Origin of the sequence: Kribbella sp. HUAS MG21 (assembly GCF_040254265.1) — a bacterium.
Lineage (GTDB): Bacteria > Actinomycetota > Actinomycetes > Propionibacteriales > Kribbellaceae > Kribbella.
The window spans coordinates 3,680,275-3,694,623 of sequence record NZ_CP158165.1 but is presented as its reverse complement, the minus strand read 5'-3'; the positions used below and the strand labels follow the sequence as shown (position 1 = coordinate 3,694,623).

At 70.8% G+C, this 14,349-nt stretch carries 16 protein-coding genes; 7 read left to right on the top strand and 9 right to left on the bottom strand.

Annotation, left to right across the window (positions count from 1 at the left end):
• Positions 1–489 carry an FHA domain-containing protein gene (locus ABN611_RS18145; RefSeq protein WP_350281053.1) on the top strand — a complete coding sequence of 163 codons (489 nt, stop codon included), beginning with the start codon at positions 1–3 and terminating at the stop codon, positions 487–489.
• 22 nt (positions 490–511) lie between these two features.
• On the opposite strand, the gene ABN611_RS18140 is transcribed toward ABN611_RS18145, so the two are convergent.
• On the bottom strand, positions 512–973 hold the full coding sequence (locus tag ABN611_RS18140) for a hypothetical protein (protein WP_350281052.1): 462 nt from the start codon (positions 971–973) through the stop codon (positions 512–514).
• A gap of 97 nt (positions 974–1,070) precedes the next feature.
• The gene (locus ABN611_RS18135; RefSeq protein ID WP_350281051.1) at positions 1,071–2,006 is read right to left on the bottom strand and encodes a GNAT family N-acetyltransferase; all 936 of its coding nucleotides are present in this window, start codon (positions 2,004–2,006) and stop codon (positions 1,071–1,073) included.
• A gap of 214 nt (positions 2,007–2,220) precedes the next feature.
• Here ABN611_RS18135 and ABN611_RS18130 point away from each other — a divergent pair, with 214 nt between their 5' ends.
• Both ABN611_RS18130 and ABN611_RS18125 read left to right on the top strand, forming a co-directional pair.
• Entirely contained in the window at positions 2,221–2,649 is a 429-nt protein-coding gene (locus ABN611_RS18130) for a ribonuclease domain-containing protein (protein WP_350281050.1), read from the top strand.
• A gap of 52 nt (positions 2,650–2,701) precedes the next feature.
• Positions 2,702–3,649, top strand: coding sequence for a glycoside hydrolase family 6 protein (locus ABN611_RS18125; protein ID WP_350281049.1), 948 nt, complete (start codon positions 2,702–2,704; stop codon positions 3,647–3,649).
• A 71-nt stretch (positions 3,650–3,720) separates the two neighbouring features.
• Here ABN611_RS18125 and groL read toward each other — a convergent pair whose 3' ends face one another.
• Positions 3,721–5,346, bottom strand: a complete 1,626-nt coding sequence (gene groL, locus ABN611_RS18120; protein ID WP_350281048.1) for a chaperonin GroEL — start codon at positions 5,344–5,346, stop codon at positions 3,721–3,723.
• A gap of 234 nt (positions 5,347–5,580) precedes the next feature.
• On the opposite strand from groL, the gene ABN611_RS18115 reads away from it, so the two are divergent.
• Positions 5,581–6,141, top strand: a complete 561-nt coding sequence (locus tag ABN611_RS18115) for a GNAT family N-acetyltransferase (protein WP_350281047.1) — start codon at positions 5,581–5,583, stop codon at positions 6,139–6,141.
• Here ABN611_RS18115 and ABN611_RS18110 read toward each other — a convergent pair.
• Genes ABN611_RS18110 through ABN611_RS18095 form a run of 4 tightly spaced genes read right to left on the bottom strand, consistent with a single transcriptional unit; the run spans position 6,130 to position 8,656 of the window.
• Entirely contained in the window at positions 6,130–6,465 is a 336-nt protein-coding gene (locus ABN611_RS18110) for an MmcQ/YjbR family DNA-binding protein (RefSeq protein ID WP_350281046.1), read from the bottom strand. The genes ABN611_RS18115 and ABN611_RS18110 overlap by 12 nt on opposite strands.
• Positions 6,466–6,500: 35 nt before the next feature.
• On the bottom strand, positions 6,501–7,349 hold the full coding sequence (locus ABN611_RS18105; protein WP_350281045.1) for a PASTA domain-containing protein: 849 nt from the start codon (positions 7,347–7,349) through the stop codon (positions 6,501–6,503).
• Complete coding sequence (locus tag ABN611_RS18100; protein ID WP_350281044.1) at positions 7,346–7,837, bottom strand: SigE family RNA polymerase sigma factor; 492 nt, start codon at positions 7,835–7,837, stop codon at positions 7,346–7,348. Before ABN611_RS18100 ends, ABN611_RS18105 begins: the two co-directional genes overlap by 4 nt.
• Before the next feature lie 54 nt (positions 7,838–7,891).
• Positions 7,892–8,656, bottom strand: a complete 765-nt coding sequence (locus ABN611_RS18095) for a PASTA domain-containing protein (RefSeq protein ID WP_350281043.1) — start codon at positions 8,654–8,656, stop codon at positions 7,892–7,894.
• Positions 8,657–8,790: 134 nt separating this feature from the next.
• On the opposite strand from ABN611_RS18095, the gene ABN611_RS18090 reads away from it, so the two are divergent.
• Positions 8,791–9,132 (top strand): PspC domain-containing protein, encoded by a 342-nt coding sequence (locus ABN611_RS18090; RefSeq protein WP_350281042.1) that lies wholly within the window; start codon positions 8,791–8,793, stop codon positions 9,130–9,132.
• A gap of 98 nt (positions 9,133–9,230) precedes the next feature.
• Here ABN611_RS18090 and ABN611_RS18085 read toward each other — a convergent pair whose 3' ends face one another.
• Positions 9,231–10,196, bottom strand: a complete 966-nt coding sequence (locus ABN611_RS18085; protein ID WP_350281041.1) for a glycerophosphodiester phosphodiesterase — start codon at positions 10,194–10,196, stop codon at positions 9,231–9,233.
• 169 nt (positions 10,197–10,365) lie between these two features.
• Here ABN611_RS18085 and ABN611_RS18080 point away from each other — a divergent pair, with 169 nt between their 5' ends.
• Together ABN611_RS18080 and ABN611_RS18075 are read left to right on the top strand one after the other, a co-directional pair.
• Entirely contained in the window at positions 10,366–12,087 is a 1,722-nt protein-coding gene (locus ABN611_RS18080; protein WP_350281040.1) for an ABC transporter ATP-binding protein, read from the top strand.
• Positions 12,084–13,820, top strand: a complete 1,737-nt coding sequence (locus ABN611_RS18075) for an ABC transporter ATP-binding protein (RefSeq protein ID WP_350281039.1) — start codon at positions 12,084–12,086, stop codon at positions 13,818–13,820. The genes ABN611_RS18080 and ABN611_RS18075 overlap by 4 nt, the downstream gene beginning before the upstream one ends.
• 51 nt (positions 13,821–13,871) lie before the next feature.
• Here the strand turns inward: ABN611_RS18075 and ABN611_RS18070 are convergent, their stop codons facing one another.
• The gene (locus ABN611_RS18070; protein ID WP_350281038.1) at positions 13,872–14,342 is read right to left on the bottom strand and encodes an rRNA adenine N(6)-methyltransferase family protein; all 471 of its coding nucleotides are present in this window, start codon (positions 14,340–14,342) and stop codon (positions 13,872–13,874) included.
• Positions 14,343–14,349 lie beyond the last annotated feature (7 nt).

Below are 14,349 nucleotides of genomic sequence, written 5' to 3'. Positions count from 1 at the left end.
ATGCCGCGCCCGGCGGCCCCGCTCGACCTGACCGGCATCCCGGCACCCAGCACCCCGCCGGCGCCGGCCGCGACCGCCGAGTGGGTGGTGGAGCGCTGGGTCGACCCGGACTGGTACGCCGTACAGCAGAGCGACGACCCGTGCCCCTCTCCCGGCCTGCCCGCGGTGATCCCGCTGACCGAGAAGAGTGTGCTGATCGGCCGCCCGTCCCGCAGCCGCGGCATCTCCCCGGAGGTCGACTGCGGCGACGACACCGGCGTCAGCCGCCGCCAGGCCCAGCTGACCACCGACGGCCAGCGCTGGTGGGTCGAGGACCTGCAGTCCTCCAACGGCACGTACGTCGCCCCCGCCGCCGGCCCGCTCCCGGAAACCCCGATCATCCCCGGCCAGCGCCAGGAGCTGCAGCCCGACGACCGGATCTACGTCGGCGCCTGGACCCGCCTGGTCGTCCGCAAGGCGACCCCCGAGGAACTCGCCGGCCAGGCCTAGGACCTGCCTGCCTAGGACCGGCCTAGGAGCTGCCGCCGGGCTGGGCCTCACGGGTCCAGCCCGGCGACGGGTTGAAGCACAGCCACTCGATCACGGCCGACCCGGCCACGATCGGGATCGCCCACGTCCACGGGCGTTCCGGCAGGCTGACGATCGCGATCGCCGTCCACAACGCGATCCACCCGCCGCCGTACCCGCGCAGCACCCCGCGGTACCAGAGCCCGCCGGGCGCCTCGGCCGCGCGCTGGCCGAGGTACACGAACAGGTACGACGCGACCGTGATCGGCACGAAGTACCAGAGCCGCGCCCAGTCGTACGGGATCATCACCAGCGCGGTCAGGCAGACCAGCGCGACCGTCCAGTGGTAGCACTCGCCGGCCCAGTTCAGCCTGCGGCGGCGCAGCGTGCGCACGATCGCCAACGGGCCGAACAGGACCGCGAGCACGCCCGCGGCCACGTGCAGGATCACCGCGATGTCACGCATCGCCCCCGCTCCTCGCTCGCCCGGAGCCTTCTGACATGTCAGGGAGCATAGGGAGCGAGCGAGGACGCGTCTGCACCTCGGCAGCAGTGAGTTCCGGTCAGTTCTCCGGGAACGACAGCACCCGGCGGACCGCGAAGTTGCGGTACCCCTGACGCTCGAAACTCTTCGCCATCGGCACGTTGCCGAAGTCGGTGTCGGCCCGGATGTGCTCGGCACCGGTCTCGGCGAGCAGGTGGGTGATCTCGGCCAGCAGGTCGTCGCTCAGCCCGTGCCCGCGGTGCTCCGGCAGGACGCCGAGATAACCGACGACAGGGCCGCTCGCGTTCGCCGACGGAATCGCGAAACCGACCAGTTCACCACTGCTGCCGTCGTACGCGAGCCGCCACAGGTCGCGGTCGCCCGGCATCGACTTGTACATCGCCAGCTCCTCGCGGGCCGCGCCCTCGACCCCGAGCCGCGCGACCTCCCGCGCGGTCGCGGCGTCCAGGCTGCCCTGGCTGACCCGCACGAACACGTCGACGAACGCCTCGTCGTCGGCCGGCTCGAAACGCAGCCGGGTGGAGCGCTCCGGCAGCCCGTACGACGGCTTCCACTCGTACCGCAGCCGGTCGGTGAGCGCGGTCATCCCGACCGCCGCGGCGGCCTGCACCCGCGGCTCGAGCGCGGCGACGACTTCCGGCTTGTCCTGCCAGTCGCTGTCCAAGAAGAAGTGGTACTCCGGCGGCTCGGCATCGGCCGGGCGGGACGCGACGGCGTGCTTCAGCAGCTCGGTCCAGACCGGGACCGGGTCGCCGTCGCCGGCGAAGTACAGGCCGTCGATGCTGTACGGGTGGGTCTCGCCCGGGACGCCCCACCAGATCGCCAGGGCCTGGATCGCGCCGTTCTCCTCGGCGACCCAGGTCCAGTCGTGCTTGTAGTAGCCGCGGGCAACATACTCGCGGTAGCGCTCGACGGTGACGGTGTTGACGGACTTCTGCTCGATCAGAGCGAGAACGGTGTCGAGGTCGGCCTCGACGGTGGTGCGGATGGTCACAGATCCTCCAGAAGGAGGCGCGCTGCTCCGCTCAGTGCGAGCTGTGCGAGCGGGCGGGACGCGCCGGGAAACAAGTCAGTGTGTTCATCGGTCGCTCCTTCCACTCGGGCGTCTCTCGCCGCGCCAGACTCTAGGGCCGGGCAGGGGTCATAGTCCACTCGTTATTCACAGCTGGGATGTACCGGCGCCGCCGCGACGGGGAAGCGTCCCGGTCATGAGAACCCTCATCGCTGCCGTGACCCTGGCGACCACCGCCGCCCTCGGTTCCACGGCGTCCGCCGCCCCGACCGCCCCGACCCATTCGATCTCGTCGTACGCCGTGCCGCAGACCGTGGCCGCGCCGGACGCGATCGAGACCTGCGCCCTCAGCTCGCTGCCCGCCGAGGCCGGCGACACCCTCGACCTGATCCACTCCGGCGGGCCGTTCCCGTACGAACAGGACGGCACCGTCTTCCAGAACCGCGAGGGCATCCTGCCCGACGAGTCCTCCGGCTACTACCACGAGTACACGGTGATCACGCCCGGCTCCCCCGACCGCGGCGCGCGCCGGCTGGTCGGCGGCGGGCCGGAGACCGAGCCCGACCACGTCTACTACACCAGCGACCACTACAGCTCGTTCTGCGAGGTCGACGAGAACAGCTGAGCGTCGAAGAGTAGTGTCGTCGGCACGTTGAGTGATCAGGAGGATCGTCGCGATGCCGACTCTGCGTCCGCTGGCCGCCGGCCTGTTGCTGTCCGCCCTGCTCGTCGTCGGCCGGCCCGAAGCCGGGCTGGCCGCGGCGACCGGTGATCCGCTGCAGCTGACCAGCGGGCTGTACGTCGACCCGGACTCGGCCGCGGCGGCCTACGTACGGCGGCATCCCGAGGACACTGCGATCGCGACGAAGATCGCGGGGCAGCCGTCGGCGCGCTGGTTCGGGTCCTGGAGCGGGGACGTGCAGGCGGGCGTCACGGCGTACACGACGGCCGCGGACAAGGCGGACAAGCTGCCCGTGCTGGTGACGGACAACCTGCCGGGGAGGCAGTGCGGGATCGGCGGGGGCGCCGCGTCGGATGCGGCGTACCGGGCGTGGATCGGCGGGGTGTCGGCCGGGATCGGGGCGCGGCCCGCGGTCCTGGTGCTGGAGCCGGACGCGCTCGCGCGGCTCGACTGCTACCCGGCGGCCGAGTGGGACGCGCGGATCGCGCTGCTGAAGTACGCCGTCGCGGTGTTCGCGGCGAAGAACCCGAACACCTGGGTGTACCTCGACGCCGGCACCGTGACGTCGGGCGATGCGAAGGAGATCGCGCGGCGGCTGCGGCTCGCGGACGTCGGCAAGGTCCGCGGGTTCGCGCTGAACACGGCGAACTACTTCACCACCGAGCAGTCGGTGGCGCGTGGCACCGAGATCCTGCGGGCGCTCGGCGGCGGCGCGCACTACGTCGTCGACACCAGCCGCAACGGCAACGGCTCCGACGGCAGCTCCTGCAACCCACCCGCGCGCAAACTCGGCACCTCACCCGCCAAGGCCCAGTCACCCGTGGACCTCCACCTCTGGCTCCGCACCCCCGGCGAATCCGACGGCCCCTGCGGCCTCACCCCCACCCTCCCCACCAGAACCTTCTCCCCCGCCCTGGCCCACCACCTCATCACCGGCACCTGAGCCCAGCACGACAAGAGGTCCCGAGCATGAGCCCGGGACCTCTTGGGGGTACTGCGTGTCGGACTACTGGATCAGAAGTCCATGCCGCCCATGTCGGGGGCGCCGCCCGGAGCGGCCGCGGCCTTCTCCGGCTTGTCGGCGATGACGGCCTCGGTGGTGAGGAACAGGGCCGCGATCGACGCCGCGTTCTGCAGCGCGGACCGGGTCACCTTGGCCGGGTCGATGATGCCGGTGGCGATCAGGTCGACGTACTCACCGGTCGCGGCGTTCAGACCGTGACCCGGCTCGAGGTTGCGGACCTTCTCCACCACGACGCCGCCCTCGAGGCCGGCGTTCACGGCGATCTGCTTCAGCGGGGCCTCGACGGCCTTGCGCACGATCTCCGCACCGGTCGCCTCGTCACCCTCGAGCTCCAGCTTCTCGAACGCCACCACGGACGCCTGCAGCAGCGCGACGCCACCACCGGCGACGATGCCCTCCTCGACGGCCGCCTTCGCGTTGCGAACGGCGTCCTCGATGCGGTGCTTGCGCTCCTTCAGCTCGACCTCGGTGGCCGCGCCGACCTTGATCACCGCAACGCCGCCGGCCAGCTTGGCCAGCCGCTCCTGCAGCTTCTCGCGGTCGTAGTCGGAGTCCGACTTCTCGATCTCGGCGCGGATCTGGTTCACCCGGCCGGTGATCTGGTCGGCGTCGCCCGAGCCCTCGACGATGGTCGTCTCGTCCTTGGTGACGACGATCTTGCGGGCCTGGCCGAGCAGCTCCAGGTCGACGGTGTCGAGCTTGAGGCCGACCTCCTCGGAGATCACCTCGCCGCCGGTGAGGACGGCGATGTCGACCAGCATGGCCTTGCGGCGGTCACCGAAGCCCGGCGCCTTGACGGCGACGGCCTTGAAGGTGCCCTTGATCTTGTTGACGACCAGGGTGGCCAGCGCCTCGCCCTCGACGTCCTCGGCGATGATCGCCAGCGGCTTACCGGTCTGCATGACCTTCTCCAGCACCGGGACCAGGTCCTTGATGCTGCCGATCTTGCTGTTCACGACCAGGATGTACGGGTCGTCGAGGACGGCCTCCATCCGGTCGGTGTCGGTCACGAAGTACGGCGAGATGTAGCCCTTGTCGAAGCGCATACCCTCGGTGAGCTCGAGCTCGAGGCCGAAGGTGTTGCTCTCCTCGACGGTGATGACGCCTTCCTTGCCGACCTTGTCCATCGCCTCGGCGATGATCTGGCCGACCTGGGTGTCCGCGGCGGAGATCGACGCCGTCGACGCGATCTGCTCCCGGGTCTCGACGTCCTTGGCCAGCGACAGCAGCTGCTCGCTGACGGCCTCGGTGGCCTTCTCGATGCCCTTCTTCAGGCCCATCGGGTTCGCGCCGGCGGCGACGTTGCGCAGCCCCTCGCGGACGAGGGCCTGGGCGAGCACGGTGGCGGTGGTGGTGCCGTCACCCGCGACGTCGTCGGTCTTCTTGGCAACTTCCTTGACGAGCTCGGCCCCGATCTTCTCGTACGGGTCCTCGAGCTCGATCTCCTTGGCGATGGAGACACCGTCGTTGGTGATCGTGGGGGCGCCCCACTTCTTCTCCAGCACGACGTTGCGGCCCTTCGGGCCGAGCGTCACCTTCACGGCGTCGGCGAGGGTGTTCATTCCCCGCTCGAGGCCGCGGCGCGCCTCTTCATCGAAAGCAATCAGCTTGGGCATTCTCCGCGAGTCCTCCCGCGTCGAGTCTTTGTGGTTCAGCCGGCTCGATGCCCGCGACGGACGGCGCCGCACCGCGACGCTCATGTCCCGCCGCGCTCCGGCCACCTCATCGAGGCCGTCTTCTTGCACACTCCGGCGGGCGCGAACACTTATCACTCTCACCCGTGGAGTGCTAACCAAGTATTAGCACTCGACCCAAGCGAGTGCAAGCCAGGCCCCGGCTACCGTGGGCCCATGGTGAACCTGCGCCCGGCCGGCCCGGACCGCTGGCCCGATGTCGAAACCGTGATGGGCGAGCGCGGCGACCCGTCGCGCTGCTTCTGCCAGTACTTCCGGCTCCGCGGCAAGGCGTGGTCCGGCAGCTGCCCGGAGGACAACCGCGAGGGCCTGCGCGACCAGGTCCGCGGCGGCGATGTCCCGCCGGGCGTCCTGGCGTACGACGGGAACACGCCGGTCGGGTGGTGCGCCGTCGGACCGCGGGCGTCGTACCCGCGGGTCGTCGCCTCGCCCAACTGGCGCACGGACGAGCCGGACGCCTGGGTGATCACCTGCTTCGTCGTACCGGTCGGCCACCGCCGCCAGGGCATCGCCGGGGAACTGGTGCAGGGCGCGGTCGAGCTGGCCCGTTCGCACGGCGCCACCGCGGTCGAGGCCTGCGCCGTCGACACCGCGGCCGAGGGCCGGGTCCCGGCGGCCGACCTCTACCGGGGACCCCTGTCCGTCTACCTGGCCGCCGGCTTCACCGAGGTCAGCCGCACCAACCCGCGCTGGGTCCTGGTCCGCTCAGCTGTCTAGCTGGGCGATCAGGTACTTCGGGGCAGTGAGGCGGTAGGCCTCCGTGATGAGTTCGCCGAGCTCCTCCTCGTCGGCCTGGTCCAGCTGGATCAGCACCCAGGCGAAGCGGCCGCCGTCCCAGGAGGGCGTGTAGACGTCCGGGTTCTCCGCGACGAGCGCCTCCTGCTCCTCGCGAAGCGCCTTGAGATGCATCCGGCTCTGGTCCTCGGACAGGTACGCGAAGCTCTTGTTCCGCACCTTGAACACCGGCTGGCCCGCCCACCCCTCGTGCTCCTCGGCCTCCGGCAGCCCCGCCATCACCTTCATCACCGCCTGCGCATCCATACCCAGCACGCTAGGCACTCCCACCGACAGTTTCGTCAGACCGCCACCGTCACCGTTACCGTCGCCCCGACCGGCAACATCGTGCCGACAGCGGGTGCGACACCGAGGATGGTGCCGTCCGCGTAACTGGGCGACTTCACCTGCTTGTATTGCACCTTCAGTCCCGCGGCCTTCAGCAACGGCTCGTAGTTGCGTGCGATCGACCCGAGGGACGAGCCGCGCACCGAGTGGTAGCTGGGGACGCCGGCACGATCCCGCACGATCTGGACCCGGTCGAGGATCCGGTCGACCTCCTCGGCGCTCGTCGAGGACTCGGCGTAGAACCACACCTTGAGCGACGGGATGCCCACCGCGCCGATGCACACTCGGGTCCCCTGCCAGCCAGCCAGGCAGTTCGTACGCTGGCGCTGAGCCGGCTCCCCGTCGATGACGACCGTCTCGTCGGCGCGGAACTCGATGGACGGCACACCGGTCAGCTGCACACTTTCGACGCCCTTCGGGCGATAGCTCATGCAGAACAGCGCCGCGCTCGGGTCGTCGATCTGCACGGTGTCCTGCTGCGGTGTGCCGCACTGGCTCTTGTTGGTCGGCCAGCTCGCCGGGATCGCGATGGCGGCGTGCCCGAAGCCGACCAGCCGCATCGCGGGTGGTGACACCGGGGTTGTTGCCGGCGCGGGTGTGCTGACAGGTGTAGTGGGTGAGGTCAGCAGGTTCGTGCCGGCGATCACGGCCCCGACAGTCACCACACTGAGCGCGGTGAATCCCGCAGTACGGCGTCGGCGGCGGCGTGCCGCGCCCGCTCGGACGGCGGACAGCGGGGGTGGGCCGACAGGGGTCTCGTCGGCGGTCTGTTCCAGGAGCTCGGTCAGCTTGGTCTCGATCATCGGGGTTCTCGCAGTTCTGCCAGGTGTGGGTCCTGCGCGAGGGCCTTCACCGCGCGGGACAGGCGGCTCTTGACCGTGCCCGGGGCGACGCCGAGCACGGACGCCATCTGCTGCTCGCTCAGGTGCGCGTAGTACCGCAGTACGACGGCTGTGCGTTGGTCCCCCGGCAGCCGGTCGAGTGCGCGTCTGACGGCGTCGGTGTCGTCGACAGCGTCCGTCGGGTCGCCGCCGACGCCCTCCGGGAGGGAGGCGGACGGCAGCTCACCGTGCCAGCGGCGCCTGCGGGAGGAGCGGAAGCAGTTGACCAGTACGCGGTGCACGTACGCGTCCCGGTCCTCCGCGGCCCGCACCCGGTTCCACTTCAGCAGGCAGCGTTCCAGCACGGACTGGACGAGGTCCTCGGCCTCGGACGGCGTACAACCCAGCAGTACCGCGGAACGGACCAGCGTCGGCCAGCGCGCGGTCACGTACTCAGTGAACTCGTCCATATCCCTCCTCACCCGTACAGACAGCCTGGCGGGCGACCGAGGTTCCCCGAAGCGCTACTTGATCACAGTCAGCGTCACCGTCTCGCCCGGTTTCAGGATGGTGCCGGCGGGCGGGCTGACGTTGACGACGCGGCCCGGCTGGTAGACGACCGACGTACGGCTGCGGAACGCGGCCCTGAGGCCCAGTTCCTGCAGGTGCTTCGCGTACGCCGTACCGTCCCGGGCGGCGTCCAGCGACCGCGTACTGGGCACGCCGACCAGGTCGGGCAGCACCTGGATCCGGGCGAGGATCTGGTCCACCTCGGCGGCACTCGTGGACGACGACGCGCGGAACCAGACCTTCAGCGACGGCAGGCCCACGGCGCCCCAGCACACGTCGTCGTTCGAGCAGCTCGTCCGGCTGCGCTCGGCCCGTACGCCGTTGATCGTGAACGTCTCGTCGACGCGGAAACCGCTCGGTGGAGCCGTACCCAGCTCGACGCTGTCGACGTCCGGCGGCCGCGGCAGGTCGCAGTCCCCGGCCGCGCTCGGGTCGTCGATCAGGACGGTGTCCCGGCGCGGGACGCCGCAGCGGCTGATGTTCCGCCCCCAGACCTTGGGCACGGCGATCGCGGCGTGCCCGTAGCCGACCATCCGCAGCGCGACCGGCTCCGGCACCGGATCGGGCCGCGGGATCGGCGTGCCGGAGCCGTTCGAGCTGAGCAGGTTGGTGACGCCGATGACGGTGACCACGGTGGCCACCGCGGCGGCGGACGCCAGCCCGTCGCGGAGCCGGCGTCGGGGCGTGCCGGAGCGGTCGAGGAGCTTCGGTTCGGTCATCGCGTTCCTCGCAGTTGTCGACGGTTCCAGTCTCGCTGCCCGCGGGCACCCACGAAAGTCGTCAGGGGTCGCTCAGGGGTCGGTCGGTACCGATCCGGATGTGCCGCGGGCCGCGGAAACGGGACAGTGGAGCCATGACGAACTCCAACGCACCGTTCCAGAACCTCTCCGGCAAGGTCCTCCGTCGTTCGAAGAACCAGCGGATGCTCTCCGGTGTCTCCGGCGGCATCGCCGAGTACCTGAACATCGACGTGACCCTGGTCCGCCTCGGCTGGGTCGGCCTCACCCTGATCACCGGCGGCGCCGCGATGCTCGGCTACGCGGTCGCCTGGATCGTGATCCCCGAGTCCGACGGCAAGGCGGTCTGGCAGAACGTCCAGCAGTCGGTCAACCAGAACCAGACCCAGGACACCACCGAGCAGGACATCGCGTCCCGCATCTACGACGACACCAACAACAAGCCCCCGGCGGCGTGAGCTCGACTGCGCCCCTCGGCGGCGCAGCACCCCAGGCGGGGTGACCGCGGGCAGCGGTCGCCCCGCTGCCGGACGTTTCAGGGCCGCACGCTCCGGCGCTAGACGTTGACCGCAGGTGCGCGGAGGGCGGAGACCGCCTGGTCGGGGTGGTCGGCGAAGATGGCCTGGAGACCCAGGGCGGCGAAGCGGGTCAGTTCGGTGCGGAAGTCGGTCGCTGTCGGCAGGAAGCGGCGCTCCGCGCGGAACGTCCACACCTGGACGCCGAGGCCGGCGCGGTGTGCGTGGTCGACCAGCTGGGTCGGCTCCCCGAGACAGCCGTCCGCGGTCCGCGGCACGACCAGGTCCTTGTGCGGCGCCAGCACCTGGGCATACGTCGCGATCTCCCGGAGTCCCCGCGGCTCGACGAGGTCGGCGTACGACCGGCCGTCACCGGTCCGCAGGAAGTCGTTCGGCGCGCTCTCGGCGTCGATGAGCTGCACCAGCGGCACCCGCGTCATCACCGACAGCCGTCGCAGGCTGGTCGGCTCGAACGACTGCACCATGATCTCGTCCGGACGCAGCCCGAGCGCCAGGATCCGCTCGGTGAGCAGCTCCTCGAGCGGCAGCCCGAGCCTCCGGAAGTACGTCGGGTGCTTGATCTCCGGGATCACCCCGATCGGGCGCCCGAGGCGGGCCGACTCCCGGCGCGCCAGCGCGACCACGTCGTCGAAGGTCGGGATCTCCTCCAGCCCGTCGTACGCCGTGTTGCCCGCCCGGAGCGCGGGCATCCGCTCGCGGGCCCGCAGCGTCCGCAGCTCGGCGTACGTGAAGTCCTCCACGAACCAGCCGGTGACCGCGGTGCCGTCGACGATCTTGGTGATCCTGCGGTCGGCGAAGACCGGGTGCTCCGCGACGTCCGTCGTCCCGGAGATCTCGTTCTCGTGCCGGCAGACCAGGACGCCGTCGAGGGTGGCGACCAGGTCCGGTTCCAGGTAGTCGGCGCCCTGCTGCGCGGCCAGCCGGTAGGCGGCGGACGTGTGTTCCGGGCGGTAGCCACTCGCTCCCCGATGCGCGATCACCAACATGGTTCCAGGACAGGGGCCGCACATGGCCCGGCGGGAACCCGTTGCCCAACGCAAGGTGAAGCTCTACCGACCGTCACCGTCACCGCCCGTAGGCGGGTACTTCCGGGCGTCGCAGGTGCGATTAATTCGCATGCCAACTGTCGGCGGCGACACCTAGCCTGAAGGGGCCATGAGACAACTGCCGCTCGCCGATCCCGGCGTCCCGAACCATCGCTCGCCGGCCCGCTACCTGTGGTGGGTCGCGGGCGGTCAGGCCCGCACGCTCGCCGGCGGGATGGCCTTCGGCATCCTGTGGATGGCGTCGCAGGCGTTCATCCCGGCGATCCTCGGCCGGGCGATCGACGAGGGCATCGCGGCAAAGGACGGCGAGCGGCTGCTGCAGTGGACCGCGCTGTTGTTCGCGGTCGGCGTGCTGCAGGCGACGGCCGGGATCATGCGGCACCGGTTCGCGGTCACCAACTGGCTGACCGCGGCGTACCGGACGGTCCAGGTGGTGACGCGGAAGTCGGCCGACCTCGGCGCGACGCTGCCGAAGCAGCTGGCCACCGGCGAGGTGGTCAGCATCGGCGCCGGCGACCTGTCCTACATCGGGAACCTGATGGAGATCTCGGCCCGGTTCGCCGGGGCGATCGTCGCGTTCGTGGTGGTCGCGGCGATCCTGCTGTCCTCGTCGACGGTGCTCGGCCTCGTGGTGCTGATCGGCGTACCGCTGATGCTGTTCTGCCTGGGCCCGATGCTGCGGCCGCTGCACAAGCGGCAGTCCGCGCAGCGCGACGCCGTCGGCGACCTGAACTCGCTGGGTTCGGACATCGTCGCCGGGCTGCGGGTGCTGCGCGGGATCGGCGGCGAGGAGTCGTTCTCGCGACGCTACCGCAGCGAGTCGCAGCAGGTGCGGAAGGCCGGCGTGCGGGTGGCCGGCATCCAGTCCGTGCTGGACGCCGCGCAGGTGCTGCTGCCGGGCATCTTCGTGGTGCTGGTGGTCGGGCTCGGCGCGCACTTCGCACTGCGCGGCGACCTGAGCGCCGGCTCGCTGGTGGCCTTCTACGGGTATGCGACGTTCCTGGTGCTGCCGCTGCGGACGGCGACCGAGTTCGCGAACCAGTTGATGCGCGGACTCGTCGCGGCCGGCCGCGTGATCCGGGTGCTGAAGCTCGAGCCGGACATCGTCGAGCCGGAGACGCCGGTGCGGCTGCCGGACCACGGCGACCTGGTCGACCCGGTCTCGGGCATCCGTGCCCGCGACGGGCTGCTCACCGCCATCGTCGCCGCGGAGCCGGACAGCTACGGCCCGCTCGCGGACCGCCTCGGGCGGTACGACGAGACCAGCGAGGTCAGGTACGGCGGTGTCACGCTGGCAAGCGCGACCAGGGCAGACGTCCGCGAGCGGATCCTGGTCAGCGACACCGGCTCCCAGCTGTTCACCGGAGTGTTGCGTGCCGAGCTGGACCCGTCGGGTCGCCGTACGGACGACGAGCTGATGGCGGCGATGCGTACGGCGTCGGCCGAGGACGTGCTGGTTGCGCTGCCGGACGGGCTCGACTCCGAGGTGGAGGAGAAGGGCCGCTCGTTCTCCGGCGGACAACGGCAGCGGCTTGTGCTGGTCCGGGCGCTGCTCGCCGACCCGTCCGTGCTGGTGCTGGTCGAGCCGACGTCCGCTGTCGACGCGCACACCGAGGCGCGGATCGCGGACCGGCTGCACGAGCACCGGGCCGGCCGCAGCACCGTGGTCCTGACCGCCAGCCCGCTGCTGCTCGACCGGGTCGACGAGGTGATCTTCGTCGCCGCCGGGCGAGTCGTTGCCGTCGGCAAACACCGCGAGCTGCTCGACGCCACACCGCAGTACCGACGGACCGTGACCAGGGAGACCGAGGACGAGGGGGTGCTCCGATGAGGCAGATCCTGCCGGTGGCCGGGCCGGCCGAGATCCGGCAGCACGCCCGGCGGCTGGCGCGGCGGCACCCGCGCGCGCTGCTGATCGCCCTGCTGCTGCACGGGCTGGCCGCGGTGTCAGGGCTCGCGGCGCCGCGGCTGATCGGTGACCTGGTCGAGGACGTCCAGCACGGTACGACCGCCGCCAAGGTGAACCTGGTGATCATCGTGATCGCCGGGTTCATCGTGGCGCAGTCGCTGCTCACCCGCTGGGCGCGGTACCGCTCCTTCGCGCTCGGCGAGCAGGTGCTGGCCGAGCTGCGCGAGGAGTTCGTCGACAACGCGCTGGCGCTGCCGATCGGCACGGTCGAGCGGGCCGGCACGGGTGACCTGCTGTCGCGGACGTCGCGGGACGTCGACACGCTGTCCCGGACCGTGCGGTTCGCCGTACCCGAGACGATCATCGCGTTCGTGACCGTGGTGTTCACCGTGGTCGCGACGGCGCTGGTGGGCGTCTGGGTGCTGGTGCCGCTGGCCGCGATGGTCCCGCTGCTGTGGCTGAGCACGAAGTGGTACCTGCGGCGCGCCAAGGACGGGTACCTCCGGGAGAACGCGGCGTACGCGCAGATGACCAGCTCGCTCGCCGAGACGGTCGAAGGCGCGCGGACGGTCGAGGCCCTCCGGCGGTACGACGACCGCGTACGGCGCGGCGACGCGGACATCCGCGGGTCGTACGACGCGGAGCGGTACACGCTGTTCCTGCGCACGGTGTACTTCCCGGCCGCCGAGCTCGGGTATCTGGTGCCGGTCGTGGGGACGCTGCTGTTCGGCGGCTGGCTGCACATCAACGGGCACGTCTCGTTGGGTGCTGTGACTGCTGCGGTGTTGTACGTGAACCAGTTGATCGATCCCGTTGACCGGTTGCTGTCGTGGCTGGATGAGCTGCAGTCCGGCGGGGCCGCGTTCGCCCGGCTGCTCGGGATCAGCGACGTACCCGACGACCGGACGCCGTCCGGCCAGCAGCCGGCGGGCGAGCTGGTCGAGGCGCGCGACGTGCGGTTCTCGTACGTCGAGGGTCGGGATGTGCTGCACGGGGTGGATCTGACGATTCAGCCGGGTGAGCGGATCGCGATGGTGGGTCCGTCCGGTGCCGGGAAGTCGACGTTGGGCAGGTTGGTCGCGGGGATCCATCCGCCACGGACCGGGTCCGTCACGGTCGGCGGGGTGGGGATGACCGAGCTGCCGCTCGACGAGCTGCGCAAGCGGGTGGCGCTGGTGACGCAGGAGCACCACGTGTTCGTCGGGACGCTGCGGGACAACCTGTCGATGGCGCGCCCGTCGGCGACCGATGCGGAGCTGCTGGACGCGCTCGGTGCGGTGGACGCGCGGGAGTGGGCCGAGGGTTTGCCGGACGGGCTGGACACCCGGGTAGGTTCCGGGCAGCTGTCGTTGACGCCGGCGCAGGCGCAGCAACTGGCGCTGGCGCGGCTGGTGCTGGCTGACCCGCACACGCTGGTCCTCGACGAGGCGACCTCGTTGATCGACCCACGCGCCGCGCGCCACATGGAGCGCTCGCTGGCGGCGGTCCTGGAAGGCAGGACAGTCATCGCCATCGCCCACCGCCTCTACACCGCCCACGACGCAGACCGCGTCGCGGTAGTAGAAGACGGCCGCATCTCCGAACTGGGCAGCCACGACGACCTGGTAGCCCGCAAGGGTTCCTACGCCGCCCTCTGGACATCCTGGCACGGCTAACAGTTGCCAACAGCAAAGACCCCCACCGGAACTGAACCGGTGGGGGTCTTTCTAGCGTTTGCGTAGTAGGAGGACTGCGGAATCGACGTGGGGTGGTGGGGTGAACGCTTTGCGCGGCAGGCGTAGGCCTAGGGACGGGTTGTAGTAGCGGAACCAGCGGTTCGCGCCGGGGGCGTCGCCTCGGACCCACCGGTTCGCCACCTGTCGCTGGAGCACCAGGTCCGCCGACACCAGGCGGGAGCCCGGCGCCAGCAAGCGCTTCAGCAGCACGGTGGAGATGTTGTACGGCGGGCTCGACACCACCCGGAACGGCCGCGACGGCAACCGGAGGTCACCGGCATCGGCCCGGACGACCGTGACCGGCGCGTCCGCGAACCGCCGGCGCAGCCGATCGGCTCGTACCGGATGGAGTTCGACCGCGATGACCCGGGCGCCGGCCCGGACCAGCGGTGCGGTCAGCGCACCGAGCCCGGCCCCGACGTCGAGGACGAGGTCGCCGGGTTCGATCCCGGCCGCGTCCACAACCCGT